This is a genomic window from Kitasatospora sp. LaBMicrA B282, assembly GCF_050325825.1.
In the GTDB taxonomy this organism is placed as follows: Bacteria; Actinomycetota; Actinomycetes; order Streptomycetales; family Streptomycetaceae; genus Kitasatospora.
On record NZ_JBNQTI010000024.1, the window covers coordinates 41223 to 56326 of the forward strand.

Annotated in this window: 9 protein-coding genes and 1 pseudogene; 4 read left to right on the plus strand and 6 right to left on the minus strand. The window is 76.4% G+C overall.

From position 1 onward, the window contains the following. The first annotated feature begins 125 nt into the window (after window positions 1-125). Both ACQRUO_RS09765 and ACQRUO_RS09770 read left to right on the plus strand, forming a co-directional pair. Window positions 126-3866 carry a vWA domain-containing protein gene (locus ACQRUO_RS09765; RefSeq protein WP_428315393.1) on the plus strand — a complete coding sequence of 1247 codons (3741 nt, stop codon included), beginning with the start codon at window positions 126-128 and terminating at the stop codon, window positions 3864-3866. 11 nt (window positions 3867-3877) lie between these two features. After that, window positions 3878-5941: a hypothetical protein gene (locus tag ACQRUO_RS09770; protein ID WP_428315372.1), complete on the plus strand. Its 2064-nt coding sequence runs from the start codon at window positions 3878-3880 to the stop codon at window positions 5939-5941. Window positions 5942-6051: 110 nt separating this feature from the next. On the opposite strand, the pseudogene ACQRUO_RS09775 reads toward ACQRUO_RS09770, so the two are convergent. Then, window positions 6052-6765: pseudogene (locus tag ACQRUO_RS09775) on the minus strand (Gfo/Idh/MocA family protein); the annotation flags it as partial. A gap of 245 nt (window positions 6766-7010) precedes the next feature. Between ACQRUO_RS09775 and ACQRUO_RS09780 the strand changes: the two are divergent. Both ACQRUO_RS09780 and ACQRUO_RS09785 read left to right on the plus strand, forming a co-directional pair. After that, window positions 7011-8228 carry a hypothetical protein gene (locus ACQRUO_RS09780; RefSeq protein ID WP_428315373.1) on the plus strand — a complete coding sequence of 406 codons (1218 nt, stop codon included), beginning with the start codon at window positions 7011-7013 and terminating at the stop codon, window positions 8226-8228. Window positions 8229-8343: 115 nt separating this feature from the next. Continuing rightward, complete coding sequence (locus tag ACQRUO_RS09785) at window positions 8344-9393, plus strand: alcohol dehydrogenase catalytic domain-containing protein (RefSeq protein WP_428315374.1); 1050 nt, start codon at window positions 8344-8346, stop codon at window positions 9391-9393. A 72-nt stretch (window positions 9394-9465) separates the two neighbouring features. Here ACQRUO_RS09785 and ACQRUO_RS09790 read toward each other — a convergent pair whose 3' ends face one another. The 5 genes from ACQRUO_RS09790 to ACQRUO_RS09810 form a co-directional block, all read right to left on the minus strand. Further along, complete coding sequence (locus ACQRUO_RS09790; protein ID WP_428315394.1) at window positions 9466-10668, minus strand: cytochrome P450; 1203 nt, start codon at window positions 10666-10668, stop codon at window positions 9466-9468. Between the two features lie 97 nt (window positions 10669-10765). After that, window positions 10766-11881 carry a type III polyketide synthase gene (locus ACQRUO_RS09795; RefSeq protein ID WP_428315375.1) on the minus strand — a complete coding sequence of 372 codons (1116 nt, stop codon included), beginning with the start codon at window positions 11879-11881 and terminating at the stop codon, window positions 10766-10768. Between the two features lie 354 nt (window positions 11882-12235). Then, window positions 12236-13072 (minus strand): EamA family transporter, encoded by an 837-nt coding sequence (locus ACQRUO_RS09800; protein WP_428315376.1) that lies wholly within the window; start codon window positions 13070-13072, stop codon window positions 12236-12238. Between the two features lie 226 nt (window positions 13073-13298). Continuing rightward, a complete protein-coding gene (locus tag ACQRUO_RS09805) occupies window positions 13299-14522 on the minus strand; it encodes an RNA polymerase sigma factor (RefSeq protein WP_428315377.1) in 1224 nt (407 codons plus the stop codon). After that, complete coding sequence (locus ACQRUO_RS09810; RefSeq protein WP_428315378.1) at window positions 14519-14890, minus strand: YciI family protein; 372 nt, start codon at window positions 14888-14890, stop codon at window positions 14519-14521. Before ACQRUO_RS09810 ends, ACQRUO_RS09805 begins: the two co-directional genes overlap by 4 nt. Window positions 14891-15104 lie beyond the last annotated feature (214 nt).

Genomic DNA, 15104 nt, shown 5'->3' on the forward strand with positions numbered 1-15104 from the left:
AACTGGCCCGCCCGACCGATCCGAGTGCCCCAGGTGCACCGACGGATGACCCAGCCGACCTGACCACCCCGGGCGACCCCGCCGGAATCCGGGACCCGGCCGACCGCCAGGATCCGCGGGCCGCGTTGGAGGCGCTCGCCGACTGCGCCCGGCCGTACCTGATCGGCGTGCGGCACCACAGCCCGGCGCTGGCCGCGGTGGTGCCGGACCTGCTGAAGCAGGCCGCCCCGGACGTGCTCTGCGTCGAGCTGCCGACCGACTTCCGGTCCTGGCTGCCGCACCTGGCTGACCCCGGCACCCTCGCCCCGGTCGCCCTGGCCGGCACGGACGCGGCCGGGCAGCTCGCGTTCTACCCGTTCGCCGACTTCTCCCCCGAACTCGCCGCCATCCGCTGGGCCCATGAGCACGGCGTCGAGGTGCTCTGCTGCGACCTGCCCCTGGGCGACCGCGGCTGGTCAGCCGGCGGAACGCCCCCGCCAGCGGGGGCGCCGGACACCGAGACAGCGTCGGCGCCCGGGCCCACGGCCGCCGAGGCCGCGGCCGGCCCACAACCCGCCAACACCCCGACCACACCCGCCACCACCACCCCCGCCACGGCCGGCCACCCCACACCGACATCCGCGCCCGCACTCACACCCACCCCCTCCACCCCCCGGTACGCCGACGCGCTGGGCGCGGCCGGCACCGGCCGGGACGGGGACGACCTCTGGGACCGTTCGGTCGAGGTCCGCGCCCCGGGCAGCACCCCGGAGGAGGTGCGGCGCGCCGCGCTGGCCGTCGGCTGGGCGCTGCGCCACGACGCGACCACGCGCGGCGGCGTGCCCGCCGACGACCTGGCACGCGAGGCCCACATGCGCCGGGTGATCGCCCGGGCCGCCGCCGGCGGCCGCCGGGTCGCCGCCGTCGTCGGGGCCTTCCACGGCCCGGCGCTGCTCGACAACGCAGCCGCTGCGACCGAGCCCTCAGCCGCCACCCCCAGCACGGACACCGCCCCCGGCACGGAAGGCGCCCCCGCCCCCACCGTCACCTCCCTGGTCCCCTACACCTTCGACCTGCTCGACGCCCGCTCCGGCTACCCCGCCGGCATCCGGGACCCGCGCTGGCAGCAGGCCGTCCTCGGCGCCCAGGGCGACCCGGACCGCCTGCACCAGGCCGCCGCCCGCGCGATCACCGAGCTGTGCCGGGAGCTGCGCGCGGCCGGCCACCCCGCCGGGACCGGGGAGGCGGCCGAGGCCCTGCGGCTGGCCGGCGACCTGGCCCGGCTGCGGGACCTGCCGGCGCCCGGCCGCGGCGAACTGCTGGAGGCGGTCACGGCCGTCCTCGGCCAGGGCGAACTGCACGGCCGCGGCCGGGCGTTGGCCCGCGCCGTGGAGACGGTGCTGGTGGGCACCGACCGCGGCCGGCTCGCGCCGGGCACGCCGCGCTCGGGCCTCGGCCCGTCCGTCGAGGCCGAGCTGACCGCCCTGCGGCTGCCCGGCCCCGACGACCCCGACTCCCGCGAGCTGCGGCTGGACCCGCTCCGCTCCCCGCTGGACCGGCGCCGCGAGGTGCTGCTGCAGCGGCTGGCGGTCTGCGGCATCGGCTACGGCAAGCCGCTCCCCGTCGCCGGCACCGGCGACGGCACCGCGCTCTCCACCCGCTGGCAGCTCTCCTGGACCCCGGCCACCGCCGCCCGGCTGGACCTGGCCGGGGTGCGCGGGGTCTCCGCCGAGCTCGCCGCCGCGGGCACCCTGCGGGAGGCTGCGCGCCGCCAGGCCGCCGACGGCGGGGCGACCTGCCGCCAGCTGCTGACCGGCCTGCGCGAGGCCGCGGGCTGCGACCTGCCCGACCTGGTCGCCGAGCGGCTCGACGAGGCCGCGGAACTGCTGCCGGCCACCGCGACCCTGCCCGAACTCCTCGACGCGCTCGACCTGCTGGAGGCGCTGCGGCTCGACCACCTGCCGGGTACCGGGCCCGCCGCCAAGGCGCTGGCGGCCGACCTGGCCGGCACCCTGCTGGACGCCGCAGTGCGCGGCCTGCCCGGCCTGGCCGGCAGCGACGACCCTGCGGACGCGGGCGCGCTGGTCGCCCTCGCCACCCGGGCCGGCGACCACCGGCTCGGCCTGCGCCTGGACGCCGCGCTCGACACCCTGGCCCGGACCGGTTCGCCGCTGATCCAGGGAGCCGCGCCGGCCGCCCGGGTGCTGCTCGACCTGGACCCGGCCGACCGGCTGGGCACCCGCGCCACCGGCTGGGTCGACGCGGCCGCGGACCCCGACGGCCGCCGTCGGCTGGCCCGGCAGCTGACCGGCCTGCTGACCGCCGGCGGCCCGCTGCTGCAGTACGCGCCGGACGCCCTCGACCCGTTGCTGGGCCGGATCGACGCGCTCTCCGACGACGGGTTCCTGTCCCGGCTGCCCGCGCTGCGGGCCGGCTTCGACGCGCTCAGCCCCGCCGGGCGCGGCCGGCTGCTGGACACCGTCGCCGAACGGCTCGGCGAGCGCCCCGACCTGACGCTCGCGGCGTCGCCCGCGCTGCTCGCGCTCTGGACCGCGGCCGACGCGGCGGCCGCCACCACCCTCGCCGCCCTCGGCCTGGGCACGCCGGCCGCACCGGATGCCGCAGCCGCCCCCGCCGCGCCGGCGGGCGAACCCACCCCTGGCTCCCCCGAGCCCACCTCTGGCTCCCCCGAGCGCTCCCCTGGGTCCCCCGAGCCCACCCCCGGCTCCGCGCCCGCCGCCGACCCGGCACCCGAGCCCACCGCCTCGCACCGCCTCCGCCCCGCCGACCGCTGGCGGCTGTTGCTCGGCCGCGAGCCGGAACGGCTGCCCGCGGGCGCCCGCCGCTACGCACAGGCGCTCGACGAGCTCTACGGCGCCGGCCGCGGCGAAGGCGCCGGCGACCTCGACCGCGGTGGTCGGGGTGGCGGGCAGGAGGCCTCGTTCCCCACCGCCCGCGAGTGGTCCGAGGAGCTGACGGCCCTGTTCGGCTCCGAGGTCCGCGAGGAGGTGCTGGCCGCCGCGGCCGACGCGGGCCGCACCGACGTGCTCACCCAGCTCGACCCGGCGTCCGTCCGCCCCTCGATGGAGCTGCTGACCTCGGTGCTGAACCTGGCCGGGGGCATGCCCGAGCAGCAGTTGACCCGGCTGCGCCCGCTGGTGCGCCGTCTGGTCGACGAGTTGGCCCGCGAACTCGCCACCCGGCTGCGCCCCGCGCTCACCGGCCTCGCCACCCCGCGGCCGACCCGGCGCCCGGGCGGGCGGATCGACCTGCCGCGCACCCTGCGGGCCAACCTGGCGCACACCCGGCGGCTGACGGACGGTCGCACCGTGGTGGTGCCCGAGCAGCCGGTGTTCAGCACCCGTTCCAGGCGGGAGGCGGACTGGCGGCTGATCCTGGTGGTCGACGTGTCCGGGTCGATGGAGGCCTCGGTGATCTGGTCCGCGCTGACCGCCGCCGTGCTGGGCGGGGTGCCGACGCTCAGCACCCACTTCCTGGCCTTCTCCACCCAGGTGGCCGACCTCACCGACCGGGTGAGCGACCCGCTCTCGCTGCTCCTCGAGGTCCGGGTCGGCGGCGGTACGCACATCGCCGCGGCGCTGGCGCACGCCCGCTCCCTGGTCACCGTGCCCAGCCGGACCCTCGTGGTGGTGGTGAGCGACTTCGAGGAGGGCTACCCGCTGGGCGGCCTGCTCGGCGAGGTCCGCTCGCTGGCCTCCTCCGGGGCACACCTGCTGGGCTGCGCGGCCCTGGACGACTCCGGCACCCCGCGGTACTCGGTGCCCGTCGCCCGCCAACTCGTCGCCGCCGGGATGCCGGTGGCCGCCCTCAGCCCCCTCGCGCTCGCCCGCTGGGTCGGCGACCGCCTCCGCGGCGAAACCCCATGACCGGAGACCCGATGACCGCTCCCGACGAACTCCGCCTGCCGCCCGTCGCCCCCGAGGTGGCGGCGGCCGCGGTGGAGGCGCTGACCACCCGGCTGCGCAAGAAGCTCGACGCCGCCGTCGAGCAGTACGCCGCCCTGCCGCTGCTGGCCGCACCGGACGAGGGCGCGGGCGCGGTGGCCGTGCGCTGCGGCGAGGACGCGCTGGTCACCCTGGCGCCCGGCCCCGGCGGCGCGGTCACCGAGGCTGCCCTGGCCCGGTGCAGTTGCCTGCTCGCGCCGCGCTGCCTGCACCGGGCGGCGGTGCTGGCCTGCTGCCCGATCGCCGACCCGCCGGCCGCGGACGCGACCGATGCCGAGGCTCCCGCGTCCCCGGAACCGGCCGACCCGGCCGGCCCGACCACCCCGACCGCCTCCGCCGAGCCGTCCGCATCGACCACCGCCACGCCCACCCCCGCCCCGCCCGCGCCCACCCCCGCCGGTCCCGTCGCACTCACCCCCGCCCAGCAGCAGGCGGCCGACGCGCTCTGGGCCGCGGCCGCCGCCGTGCTGGCCGCCGGGGTCCCCGGCGCCGGCGCCGTCCCGCAGGCCGAGTTGCTGCGCGCCGCGCACACCGCGCGACTGGCCGACCTGCACCGGGCCGAGGCCGCCGCCCTGCGGGTGGTCCGCGGCCTGCGCAGCGCCCGGGCCCGGTACAGCAGCCACCGCACCGCCGACCTGGCCGCCGCACTGCGCGAGTTGCTGCTGACCTGCGCGCTGCTGCGCTCCGGCCCGGCCGATCCGGCGGTGCTCGGCACCGCCCGCCGCGCCTACCGCCCGGGCGGCGCGCTGCGGGTCTTCGGGGTCTGCCGGGAACCGGTGCTGACCGCCACCGGGTACGGCGGCGTGGTGACCCACCTGGTCACCGAGGACGGCCGTTGGCTCTCGGTGGCCGACATCAAGCCGGGCGGTCCGGCCCGGGCCCGCTCCGCCGGGGACGCGCCGCTCGCCCTGGGTGCCGCCGGGCTGGACCACGCCAAGCTCTCCCGCTGCGGCCTGCTGATCTCGGGCGCCACCGTCTCGGGTGACGGCCGGCTGGGCGCCGGGCGCGCCGTGCGGGCCACGCCGCTGGCCGGACTGCCCTGGTCCACCGGTCCGCTCGCCGACCTGTTCGCCCGCCCGCTGGCCCAGGCCGCGGCCGAACGCCTGGCCGACGGCCCGCTCGGCGACCCGGACCAGACGGAACAGCTGCGCCGCCCGGTCGGCTGCGACCTGGTGGTGCTCGGCGCCGCCGCCGATGCCGTGCTGGCCCGTGAGCTGGATCCGGCGACCGGCGCGGCCCACGGCCCGCTGATCCGGCTGGTCGCCGCCAACGGGCATCCGGAGCTGGCCCACACCGCCAACCTCGCCCGGCTCGCCGGCCGGCCGGGCCTGCGGATCCGGGTGCTCGCCCGGGTCGACCCCGACCGGAGCGCCACCCTGCGCCCGCTGGCCGTCGCCCCGGTACCGGGCGCGGCCGCCACGCTGGTGCTGCCGGCGGAGTGGCAGGGGCGCGCCGACCTCGGCTACGACCTGCTCCAGGGCACCCACCTGCCACCGGCCGCCCCGGACCCGGCCGTGCCCGGCCCGGACGACGCAGCCGGCCCCGACCCCGACCCGCTGGCCGACGCCCCGCTCTGGCGGGTCCGCCGCCAGGTGGAGCTCGCGGTCACCGGCGGCCGACGCGCCGTCATCGAGTCGGCGCGCAACGGCAGTGCCGCCACGGACGCGGCCGCGCTGCGCCGCACCGGCTGCCACACCGCCGCCCGGCTCACCGCCGCCCTGGCCCCGGCCGCCGACCACCGCCGCCGCGACGTCTTCGGCCGCCTCGGCGCCGGCGACGACGACCACTACGCCGAACACTGGCTCGCCACCGCCGTCCTGTCACGGTGTCGCCGTCAGTTCCGACCCGAGACCACTCGTCCAGGAGCTCAGGTGCGCCCCGCCTTCGCCCGGATCCGGTCGACCGCGCCCGCGATGGCGACGGACTGCGCCGGCGGCACCAGGTGGGCCGGTTCGCCGGCCGCGGCACGGGCGACCTCGGCCACCATCAACTGGTAGGCGTCGCAGGCCGGGTAGCTCAGCTCCTCGACGCCCGACCCGTTCCGCACCCGGAGCCGGGCCGGCGCGGCCCCGGCGGTGAACGCGGCGCGGTCGAGCTCGATCCCGCCGGCCGTGCCGCGGAGTTCGAGCCGCTGGGCGGGGCGGTCCGCGAAGCCGACGTCGACCACGGCGGTACCGGCGCCGAAGCGCAGGCTCGCCGTGGTCCGGTGGTCCGCCTGGCCCGGTCGACCGACCAGGACAGCGGCGACCCGGTCGGGCGTCCGCCAGCCGAAGGCGCCGAGCACGGCGCCGACCGCGTGGCACCCGAGGTCGAGCAGCGCGCCGCCGCCGAGCGCCAGGTCCTGCCGGTAGTTGTGCGCCGCCGGCCGAACACCGGTGAACTGGGCGGTGACATCAAGGACGTCACCGATCCGGCCACCGTCGAGCAACTGCTCCAGCGCCCGGGTCCGCGGGTGCCAGCGGTTCCAGGAGGCCTCCACCAACAACCGTCCGCACCTGGTCGCCGCCCCGACCATCTCGGCGGCCTCGGCGACGGAGAGGCCCAGCGGCTTCTCGCACAGCACGTGCTTGCCCGCCTCCAGAGCCCGCAGCACCCAGGGGTGGTGCGCGCTGTTGTGCAGGCAGACGTAGACCACGTCGACCCGGGGATCCTCGATCACCCGGGCGTACTCCTGGTAGGCGGTCAGCGGTTCCAGCGCCGCGGCCCGGGCCGGGTCGCGGGCGGCGACGGCCTGCAGGACCGAGCCCGCGGTGCGGTGGACCGCGGGGGCGAGGTTGCTTCGGGCGATCGAGCCGGCGCCGATGAATCCCCAGCGGATCAAAGGCCCTCCCTTCCGCGTCTCGTTGGATGCTAGGCGCGGATCGGCGGCAACAGCAGCCCCGTTACACTCTTGTGATGTTTCGTCAACATCCGGTGGTTACAAACGAGTTGACGCACCTGGAGGCACGGCCCGCAGCCCCTCGGCTCCCCCGGGCGGGGGATGGGGATCGGTCTCGGGTGTGAGGCGGCGGGGCGGGACCGTCGAGCAGAGTGGGGTTCCTGGAGCGGAGCGGGAGGGGGAACCCCATGGACCGGACGGACCGGTTGGACCGAGCGGGTCGGCTCGCGGCCTACGGGGCGGCGCTGGTGATGACGCCCTACGCGCTGATCAAGGTCACCTGGGTGGTCGGCGCGATCGTCGGGCTGCTGCCGATCGGCGACGGGTTCAGCCTGCCCGGGTGGGTGGTGCTCAACACCACGACCGTCGGCATGGCGGGCATCGGGATCGCCATGGCCCTGGCCCTGGTACGGCCCTGGGGCATGCGGCTCCCGGGCCCGCTGGTGGCGTTCGTCGCGTGGGTCGGCTCGGGCTTCCTGGTCGCCATGCTGCCGTACGCCGTCCTGGACGCGCTGCTGGGCGGGTCGGACGGCGGGCCCCGGCAGGCCGGCCACGATCCGGTGATGCCGGGCTGGGAGGCCGGGCTGATCCAGCTCAGCTTCGTGGGGATGGGGCCAGGGCCTCTCTTACGGATCTTGTCGGATCAGCGCGCGGCGTTGGGCGCCCGGCTGGGCGTGCCGGCGGATCGTCCTCGTACTGGGTCGTACTTGGATGGTCCGCCGGTGCGTCCAGGCGGGATGCCCGGCGTCGCGCGCCCGGCAAGATCCGTAAGAGAGGCCCTGGGCCTGGCGATCGCCCTGCCCGCCTACCTCCGGCGGCGCTGGCCGGAGGCGTTCGCCGGTCGGGTCGGCGACGGCGGCACGGGCCGGCCGCGGCGGGTGTCCTGGGCCCTGGGTGCCGCGGCGGTGGTCGGTCTGGTCTGGCTCTCCTGGGCGGCCGGTGGAGCGGCGGGTGTCGCGCATCCGGCGGACCGGGTGACCGGGTGGCGCCTGCTGAACGGGGTGTGCGGGCTGTGGGCGCTCACCGCCTCCGCCGCCACCTGGGCGATCAGCCGCGGCCGCCCGGCCCGGCTCCCCCGCTGGGTGCCGCTGGCCTTCGGCTGGCTGGGCACCGGCTCGCTCTTCGCCTGGAGCGGCTGGAAGCTGCCGCTCACGCTGTACGTGGCGCTGGCCCACCCGGCGGGCGCCGCGCTGCCGGAGAACCTCGCGGTCGCGGCCGTGCTGCACACCGTCGCCGTGCCGGCCGCCGCCGTCATGCTGCCGGCGCTGGTCCGGGACCGGGGGGCGTCCCACCACTCCTTCCCCGCGGTCCAGTGCCCGACCCAACCGGCGAACCCGGGGGCGCCGGTGGTGAACCCGGACCCGGCGGCGAAGGCCGCCCGCAGCAGCACGAGGTCGTCCGGGTGAGCGTGCTCGGCATCCATGGCCACCATGGATAGCAGGTGCCACGGTCGGCACGGACGCCGGCCGGCCCTCCCGCCGGCACCGGCCCCCCTCGTGGAATGCGGAAAGAGGTCCTCCCATGGCTGCTCCCTCCCCTGCCGAGCCCGCCGCGGCTGCGCTGCGCGCGGTGCAGGTGACGACGCCGGGTGACGTACCGGTCCTGGTCGAGGTCGCGCCCCGGGAACCGGGCCCGGGCGCGGTGCGCATCGCGGTCGAGGCCTGCGGGGTCTGCCACTCCGACCTGCTGATCTCCGCCGGCTACCTGCCCGGCACCACCTTTCCGGTCACGCCCGGTCACGAGATCGCGGGCCGGATCGACGCCCTGGGAGCGGGCGTCGAGGGCTGGCAGCCGGGCGACCGGGTCGCGGTCGGCTGGTACGGCGGCAGCTGCGGCCGCTGTGACGCCTGCCGCGACGGCGATGCCGTGCTCTGCCCCGAGCTGGCCGTTCCCGGGGTGGCCTACCCCGGCGGCTACGCCGACTCGGTCGTGGTCCCCGCCGTCGCCCTCGCGGCCGTCCCCGACGAGCTGACCGCCGCCGAGGCCGCCCCGCTGGCCTGCGCCGGGGTGACGGTCTTCAACGCGCTGCGCCGCTCGGCGGCCCGCCCGGGCGACACGGTCGCGATCCTGGGCCTGGGCGGGCTGGGCCACCTGGGGGTGCAGTTCGCCCGGAAGATGGGTTTCCGCACGGTCGCCATCGCCCGCGGCCAGGAGAAGCAGGCGCTGGCCCACCAGCTCGGCGCCGACACCTACATCGACAGCACGGTGGGCGCCGTCGCCAAGGCCCTGCAGTCGCTCGGCGGTGCCAAGGTGGTGCTGGCCACCGTCACCAACGCCGATGCCATCTCCGCCACCATCGACGGCCTCGGCCGCCGCGGCGAGCTGGTCGTGGTCGGTGTGGCGGCCGAACCGCTCCAGGTCAACGCCCTGCAGTTGCTGGCCGGCGACCGCCGGATCTACGCCCACTCCTCCGGAGCGGCCGTGGACACCCAGGACACCCTGCGGTTCGCCGCCCAGACCGGGGTCCGGGCCTGGATCGAGGAGGCGCCGCTGGAGGACGCCGCGGACGCCGTCGCCAGGATGGCCGGCGGCAAGGCCCGCTTCCGGATGGTGCTCACCACCGGCCGCTGAGGCACCGCGCCGCGGGGACACCGCGCCGGAGGTCACCCCGCCGCGGGCCCACGGCGGGGACGACGCCGGGGCCTACCAGGCCACGGGCAGCGCCAGCGGGTAGCGCCAGATGGAGGCGGTGTTCCACGCCACCTCCGCTGCGGGAACGGCCAGGCGCAGCTCGGAGAACCGGGCCAGCAGGGTGCCGACGGCGACCTGCAGCACCATCCGGGCCAGGTGCGAGCCCAGGCAGTGGTGGCTGCCGTGGCCGAAGGTCAGGTGCGGGGCCGGGTCCGGCCGGTCGAAGTCGAGGACGTCCGGATCCGGGTAGACCGCGGGGTCGCGGTTGGCGGTGAGGTAGGAGACGTGCACCGCGTCCCCGGCCTTGATCAGCCGACCGCCGAGCTCCACGTCGACCAGGGCGACCCGCGGGATCCCGACGCCCTGCCGGAACGGGATGTGCCGCAGCAACTCCTCCAGGGCCTGCGGCAGTCGGTCCGGGCTCGCCCGGACCTGGGCGAGCTGGGCCGGATGGGTGAGCAGGGTGTAGACCACGTTGCCGATGTCGTAGGTGGTGGTGTCGTGGCCGGTGACGACGAGCAGCATGGCCAGCACGGCCAGTTCCTCGTCGGTGAGCGCCTTGCCGTCGATCCGGGCGGTGGCCAGCGAGCTGATCAGGTCGCTGCCGGGGCTGCGGCGGCGGGCGGCGGTCAGCGTGTCGAAGTAGCCGCGCAGGCTGGTCCTGGCGGCCACCGCGGTGGCCTCGTCCGCGGCGCGCATCGACATCATCGCGGTGGCCCAGCCGCGCAGCTGCGGGCGGTCCGGCTCGGGGATCTCCAGCAACTGACAGATGGTCATCAGCGGGAGGCGGTCGGCGAGGCAGGCCATCACGTCGCCGGGCGGGCCGTGCTCGGCCAGCTCGTCCAGCAGGGCGTCGACCGTCCGCCCGGTCCACGGCCGCAGCGCCTCCACCTGCACGGTGGTGAACGCTCCGGTGACCAGCCGGCGGACCCGGTTGAGGCCGGGCGGGTCCATCAGGTTGATCGCCTCCGGCTGGGCGATCGGGGCGGGGGTGATCCGCGGGAAGTCCCGCCCGATGAGCGCGGCGCGGCTGAACCGGCGGTCGGCGGTGACGGTGCGGACCTCGGCGTAGCCCGTCACCAGCCAGCAGTCGCCCTCGCCGTAGGGCATCCTGACCCGGGCGACCGGGGACTCGGCCTGCATCCGGGCCAGGAAGGGGTCGGGTTCCAGGGCCACGTCGTGGCGGAACGGGCAGGTCGGCAGGGGATTCTCGATGGTCACGGGTCCTCTCCTCTCGCATCGAACGGGATGTCCGCGGGTGGTCTCGGCGCGGCGGAGGCCGGCGCCCACCGCCGCGACCTGACGGCCGCCCTCAGCGCACCGCCCCCGCGGCGTCCGGCACCCGCTGCCCGACCAGCCGGTCACCGCCCTGCCGACCGCCGGAGCCGGTCCAACTCCCGACGGCCATCTCGGCGGTGATCCCGGGACCGAATCCGGCGAGCAGGCCGCGCTGCCCGTCCACCGCCGACCGCTCCTCGAACAGCCGGGCGGTCGCGTCCAGCACGACGGCGCTGGCGATGTTCCCGTACTCGGTCAGCGTGGCGCGGCTGAACCGGAACGCCGCGGCGGGCACCCCGAGCAGCCGGCTCAGGTCGTCCAGGATCCGCGGGCCGCCGGCGTGCACCAGGTAGAAGTCCAGTCCGCCCGCGTCCCAGCGGTGTTGCTCGGCCAGCGCGCGCAGCGCCGGGGTGAGCGGCGCCATGGTGTGCGGGACGCGCTTGTCGAGCCGGAAGTGGAACCCGGTGGACCGCACCGCGTAGGAGATCCACTCCTCGGTGTCCGGCACCAGGTAGGAGCCGTTGCGTTCCAGCCGGATCCCGGTGCCACCGCTGCCGCGCACCACGGCGGCCGCCAGGCCGTCGCCGAACAGGCCGTTGGACAGCAGCGAGCCGATGTCCAGGTCGGTGGGCTGGTAGCAGAGCGAGCAGAACTCGCAGGCGACGATCAGGACGTTGGCCCCGGGGTAGGCGGTGCAGAAGTCGTGGGCCCGGTTGACCGCCGCCCCGCCGGCCGCGCAGCCGAGTTGGGCGATCGGCAGCTGGCGGGTCTCCGGACGGAAGCCGAGCGTGTTGATCAGCCAGGCGGTCAGCGAGGGCATCAGGAAGCCGGTGCAGGAGACGTAGACGATCAGGTCGATCTGCCGCACCCCGAGCCCGGCGTTCGCCAGCGCCCGTTCGACCACCGCGGGAACCCGCGCCTTGGACTCGGCCTCGTAGCGGCGGGTCCGCTCCGCCAGCCCGGGATGCGCCAGCACCGCCTCGAGCGGCTGGACCAGGTGCCGCTTGCGCACCCCCGTGCGCTCGATCAGGCGCAGCGCGAGGCCGAGTTGCGGGTGGTGGGTGTGCAGCCGGGTGGCCAGGGCGAGGGTCTCCTCCAGGGTGACGACGTGTTCGGGCACCGCGATCGCAGGTCGGCACAAGACCGCCAACAGGTCCTCCCGGGGTTGCGCCCCGACGGGGCGGCGGACTGACGATCAAGGTACGACAGCCGCTGCGGGCCCCGGCCGCGGCGAGCGGGGCGGGCCCTCGGACGCCCCGGAGCACCGGCCGTTCGTGAGCTGGTCCGACTACCCGCCCGGGCCCGGCGGCCGGATCCCCCGAACGGGGAGTCCGCCGGGTTGACGCCCGTCAGGCGGCGCCCGCCCGCCGGCACTCGCCCGACCGGCGCACTGCGCCACCCCCGCCCGCTGCCGTGGGAGTGATGCTGACGAGCCGCCGCCGTGTCCCCGCCCCGCCAGATCGTCACTGACGATCCGACGGCCGACCGCACGACCGCCGCGCGGCTAGGCGTAGTAGCTCAGGCAGACCGCCCCCAGCGCGATCGCCGAGCAGGCGCCCAGGCGCGCGGCGGTCAGTCGCTCCCCCAGGAAGCGCCAGCCGATCAGGGTGGCGAAGACCACGCTGGTCTCCCGCAGCGCCGAGACCGGCCCCATCGGGCTCAGGCTGAAGGCCCACATCACCACGCCGTAGACCAGGATCTGCACCAGGCCGGCGAGCCCCGCGACCCGCACCTCGGCGGCCCGGCCGCGCAGTTCGAGCCGGCCGCGCAGCAGCAGGAAGGCGACCGGCATCAGCACCCCGTAGCTCAGGAAGATCCACACGGTGTACGCGTTGGAGTCACCGGCGTACCGCACCCCCACGCCGTCGGTGACGGTGTAGGTCGCGATCAACGCCCCCGTCAGCACCGCGAGTCCGAGCGCCCTGGTGCCGCCGTTGCCGCGGCCGATCACGGTGGCGATGATGCCGAGCGAGACCATGCCGACCCCCGCCGCCATCGCCCAGGTCAGCCGCTGCCCGGCGAAGACCGCGGCGCCGAGGCTGACCAGCAGGGGCACGCAGCCGCGGATCACCGGGTAGACCGAGCCGAGGTCGGCGACCTGGTAGGCCTTGACCAGGAAGATCGCGTAGAGCACCTGCACCGCCGCGGAGAAGCCGAGGTACGGCCAGCTCCCCGCGGCCGGGAGCGGCAGTACGAAGGCGAACGGCAGCGCCGTCGCGCTGGTGACGAAGCTCATCACGGTGACCAGCCAGAGCCGGTCGCTGCCGCTGCGCAGCAGCGCGTTCCAACTGGCGTGCAGCAGGGCCGCGAACAGCACCAGCCCGACGACGCTCACCGACATGCGGCTGCCCTGCCCGTCCCCGCCCCGCTCATCCCCGCCCACCCGTCCCGGCATGCACGTCCCGGCATGCACGTCCGAAGCCCGCTCCGGGCAACCCGACGCAGCCTACCGGTGAGTTCGTCGGATGATCCGTTCGGCGAACTCTCGCTTGGCGAACACCGGATGAACGCTCGCCGTCCGCCGGGAGACCACAACCAGCAGCCGGTCGACCCGGACTGACGTCACGTCAGGATCGCCCGGCCGCCCGCACCCGGCCGGCCCGGGACTCCAGGTAACGCCGCTCCGCGAGGCTGGCCGTGGCCCGTGCCGCCCGCCGGTAGTGCTCGTAGGCCCCGGCGAGGTCGCCGGTCCGCTCCAGCAGGTGCGCCCGGACCGACAGCAGCCGGTGGTGCCCGGCCAGGCGCCCGTCACCGTCGAGGGTGGCCAGCAGGGCGAGCCCGGCCGGCGGGCCGGCGGTCTCGGCGAGCGCGACCGCCCGGTTGAGGGTGACCATCGGGTTGGGTGCGATCCGCTCCAGGATCAGGTAGAGGGCGTGCACCTGGCGCCAGTCGGTCTCCCCGGCCGTGGCCGCGGCGGCGTGCGTGGCGGCGATGGCGGCCTGCACCTGGTAGGGCCCCAACGCCGGGGCGGCCAGGGCCGCCGCAGCCAGCGCCAAGCCCTCCTCGATCATCGCGCGGTCCCACCTCGTCCGGTCCTGCTCGTCCAACGGCACCAGGTCGCCGCTCGCCGTGGTCCGGGCCGCGCGGCGGGCGTGGGTCAGCAGCATCAGCGCGAGCAGCCCGGTCACCTCGCCGTCCCCGGGCAACTGGGCGTGCACCGCACGGGTCAGCCGGATCGCCTCGTGCGCGAGCTCGGCACGGTGCAGCTCGCCGCCGGAGGAGGCGGTGTAGCCCTCGTTGAAGATCAGGTAGAGCACGTGCAGCACGACCCGCAGCCGCTCCTCGCGCTCCGCGCCGTCCGGCAGGCCGAAGGTGCTGCCGGCGGCCTTGATCCGCTGCTTGGCCCGGCTGATCCTGGCCGCCATGGTGCCCTCCGGCACCAGGAACGCGCGGGCGACCTCGGCCGTGGTCAGACCGCCGACCGCCCGCAGCGTCAGCGCGGTCTGCGAGGCCGGGGTCAGCACCGGGTGGCAGCACAGGAAGAGCAGCAGCAGCGTGTCGTCGGTGTCCGGCACCTGCTCCGGCAGCACCTCGTCGGCCGTGGCCGCCTCGCGCTCGCGGCGCGCGTGGTCGCTGCGCAGCTGGTCGACGAGCCGCCGGGACGCGACGGTCGTCAACCAGGCGCGCGGGTGGTCCGGCACCCCCTCGACCGGCCACTGCACGGTGGCCGCGAGGACGGCCTCCTGCACGGCGTCCTCGCACCCCTCGAACCGGCCGTACCGGCGTACCAGGGTGCCGAGGACCTGCGGCGCCAGCTCGCGCAGCAGGTCCTCGAAGTCCGGTGCTGTCATGCCTCCAAGTGTCCGTCGGAGAACATCACCTGCCGCACCTCGACCCCCAGACCCTCGATCGCGGTGTCCGGGATCTGCGCCGCCAGCTCGATCGCCCGCTCCTTGTCCTCGCAGTCGACCAGGTAGAAGCCGCCCAGGTACTCCTTGGCCTCCAGGAAGGGGCCGTCGGTGACCACCTGCCGGCCGTTGCGCACGGACACCACGGCCGCCTGCGACGGGTCGACCAGCGCCTGCGTGGTGATCAGCTCGCCGGACTCCTTCAGCGCCTCGATGAACCTGCCGTGGCCGGCGCCGATCGCCGCCTTCTCCTCGTCGGTCAACGCGTCCAGCACGGCCGGGTTGATGTGCAGGCTGATCAGGAACTTCATCTCGTGCTCCTCGTGGTGGTGCGGGCCCGCGGTGGGCCCTTCGACCAGGTGGTCGGAGCCGCCGCCGTCGTCTTGACGTCCGCCACGAGAAAGTTCGCATGATTCTTTCGCGGTCGCACGCGATCTCCCGCCGGACCGTGTCGAGCTCCCCCCGGACCGTGTCGGGCTCCCGCCGGACCGGGTCGAGCGGCGTTCACCGGGCTCACTCCTACCA

What these genes read in the sequence shown, in the direction of transcription:
- ACQRUO_RS09810 (WP_428315378.1), bottom strand. Translation starts at nt 14,890, where the DNA reads ATGAAGTTCCTGATCAGCCTGCACATCAACCCGGCCGTGCTGGACGCG.
- ACQRUO_RS09770 (WP_428315372.1), top strand. Translation starts at nt 3,878, where the DNA reads ATGACCGCTCCCGACGAACTCCGCCTGCCGCCCGTCGCCCCCGAGGTG.
- ACQRUO_RS09800 (WP_428315376.1), bottom strand. Translation starts at nt 13,072, where the DNA reads ATGTCGGTGAGCGTCGTCGGGCTGGTGCTGTTCGCGGCCCTGCTGCAC.
- ACQRUO_RS09780 (WP_428315373.1), top strand. Translation starts at nt 7,011, where the DNA reads ATGGACCGGACGGACCGGTTGGACCGAGCGGGTCGGCTCGCGGCCTAC.
- ACQRUO_RS09805 (WP_428315377.1), bottom strand. Translation starts at nt 14,522, where the DNA reads ATGACAGCACCGGACTTCGAGGACCTGCTGCGCGAGCTGGCGCCGCAG.
- ACQRUO_RS09785 (WP_428315374.1), top strand. Translation starts at nt 8,344, where the DNA reads ATGGCTGCTCCCTCCCCTGCCGAGCCCGCCGCGGCTGCGCTGCGCGCG.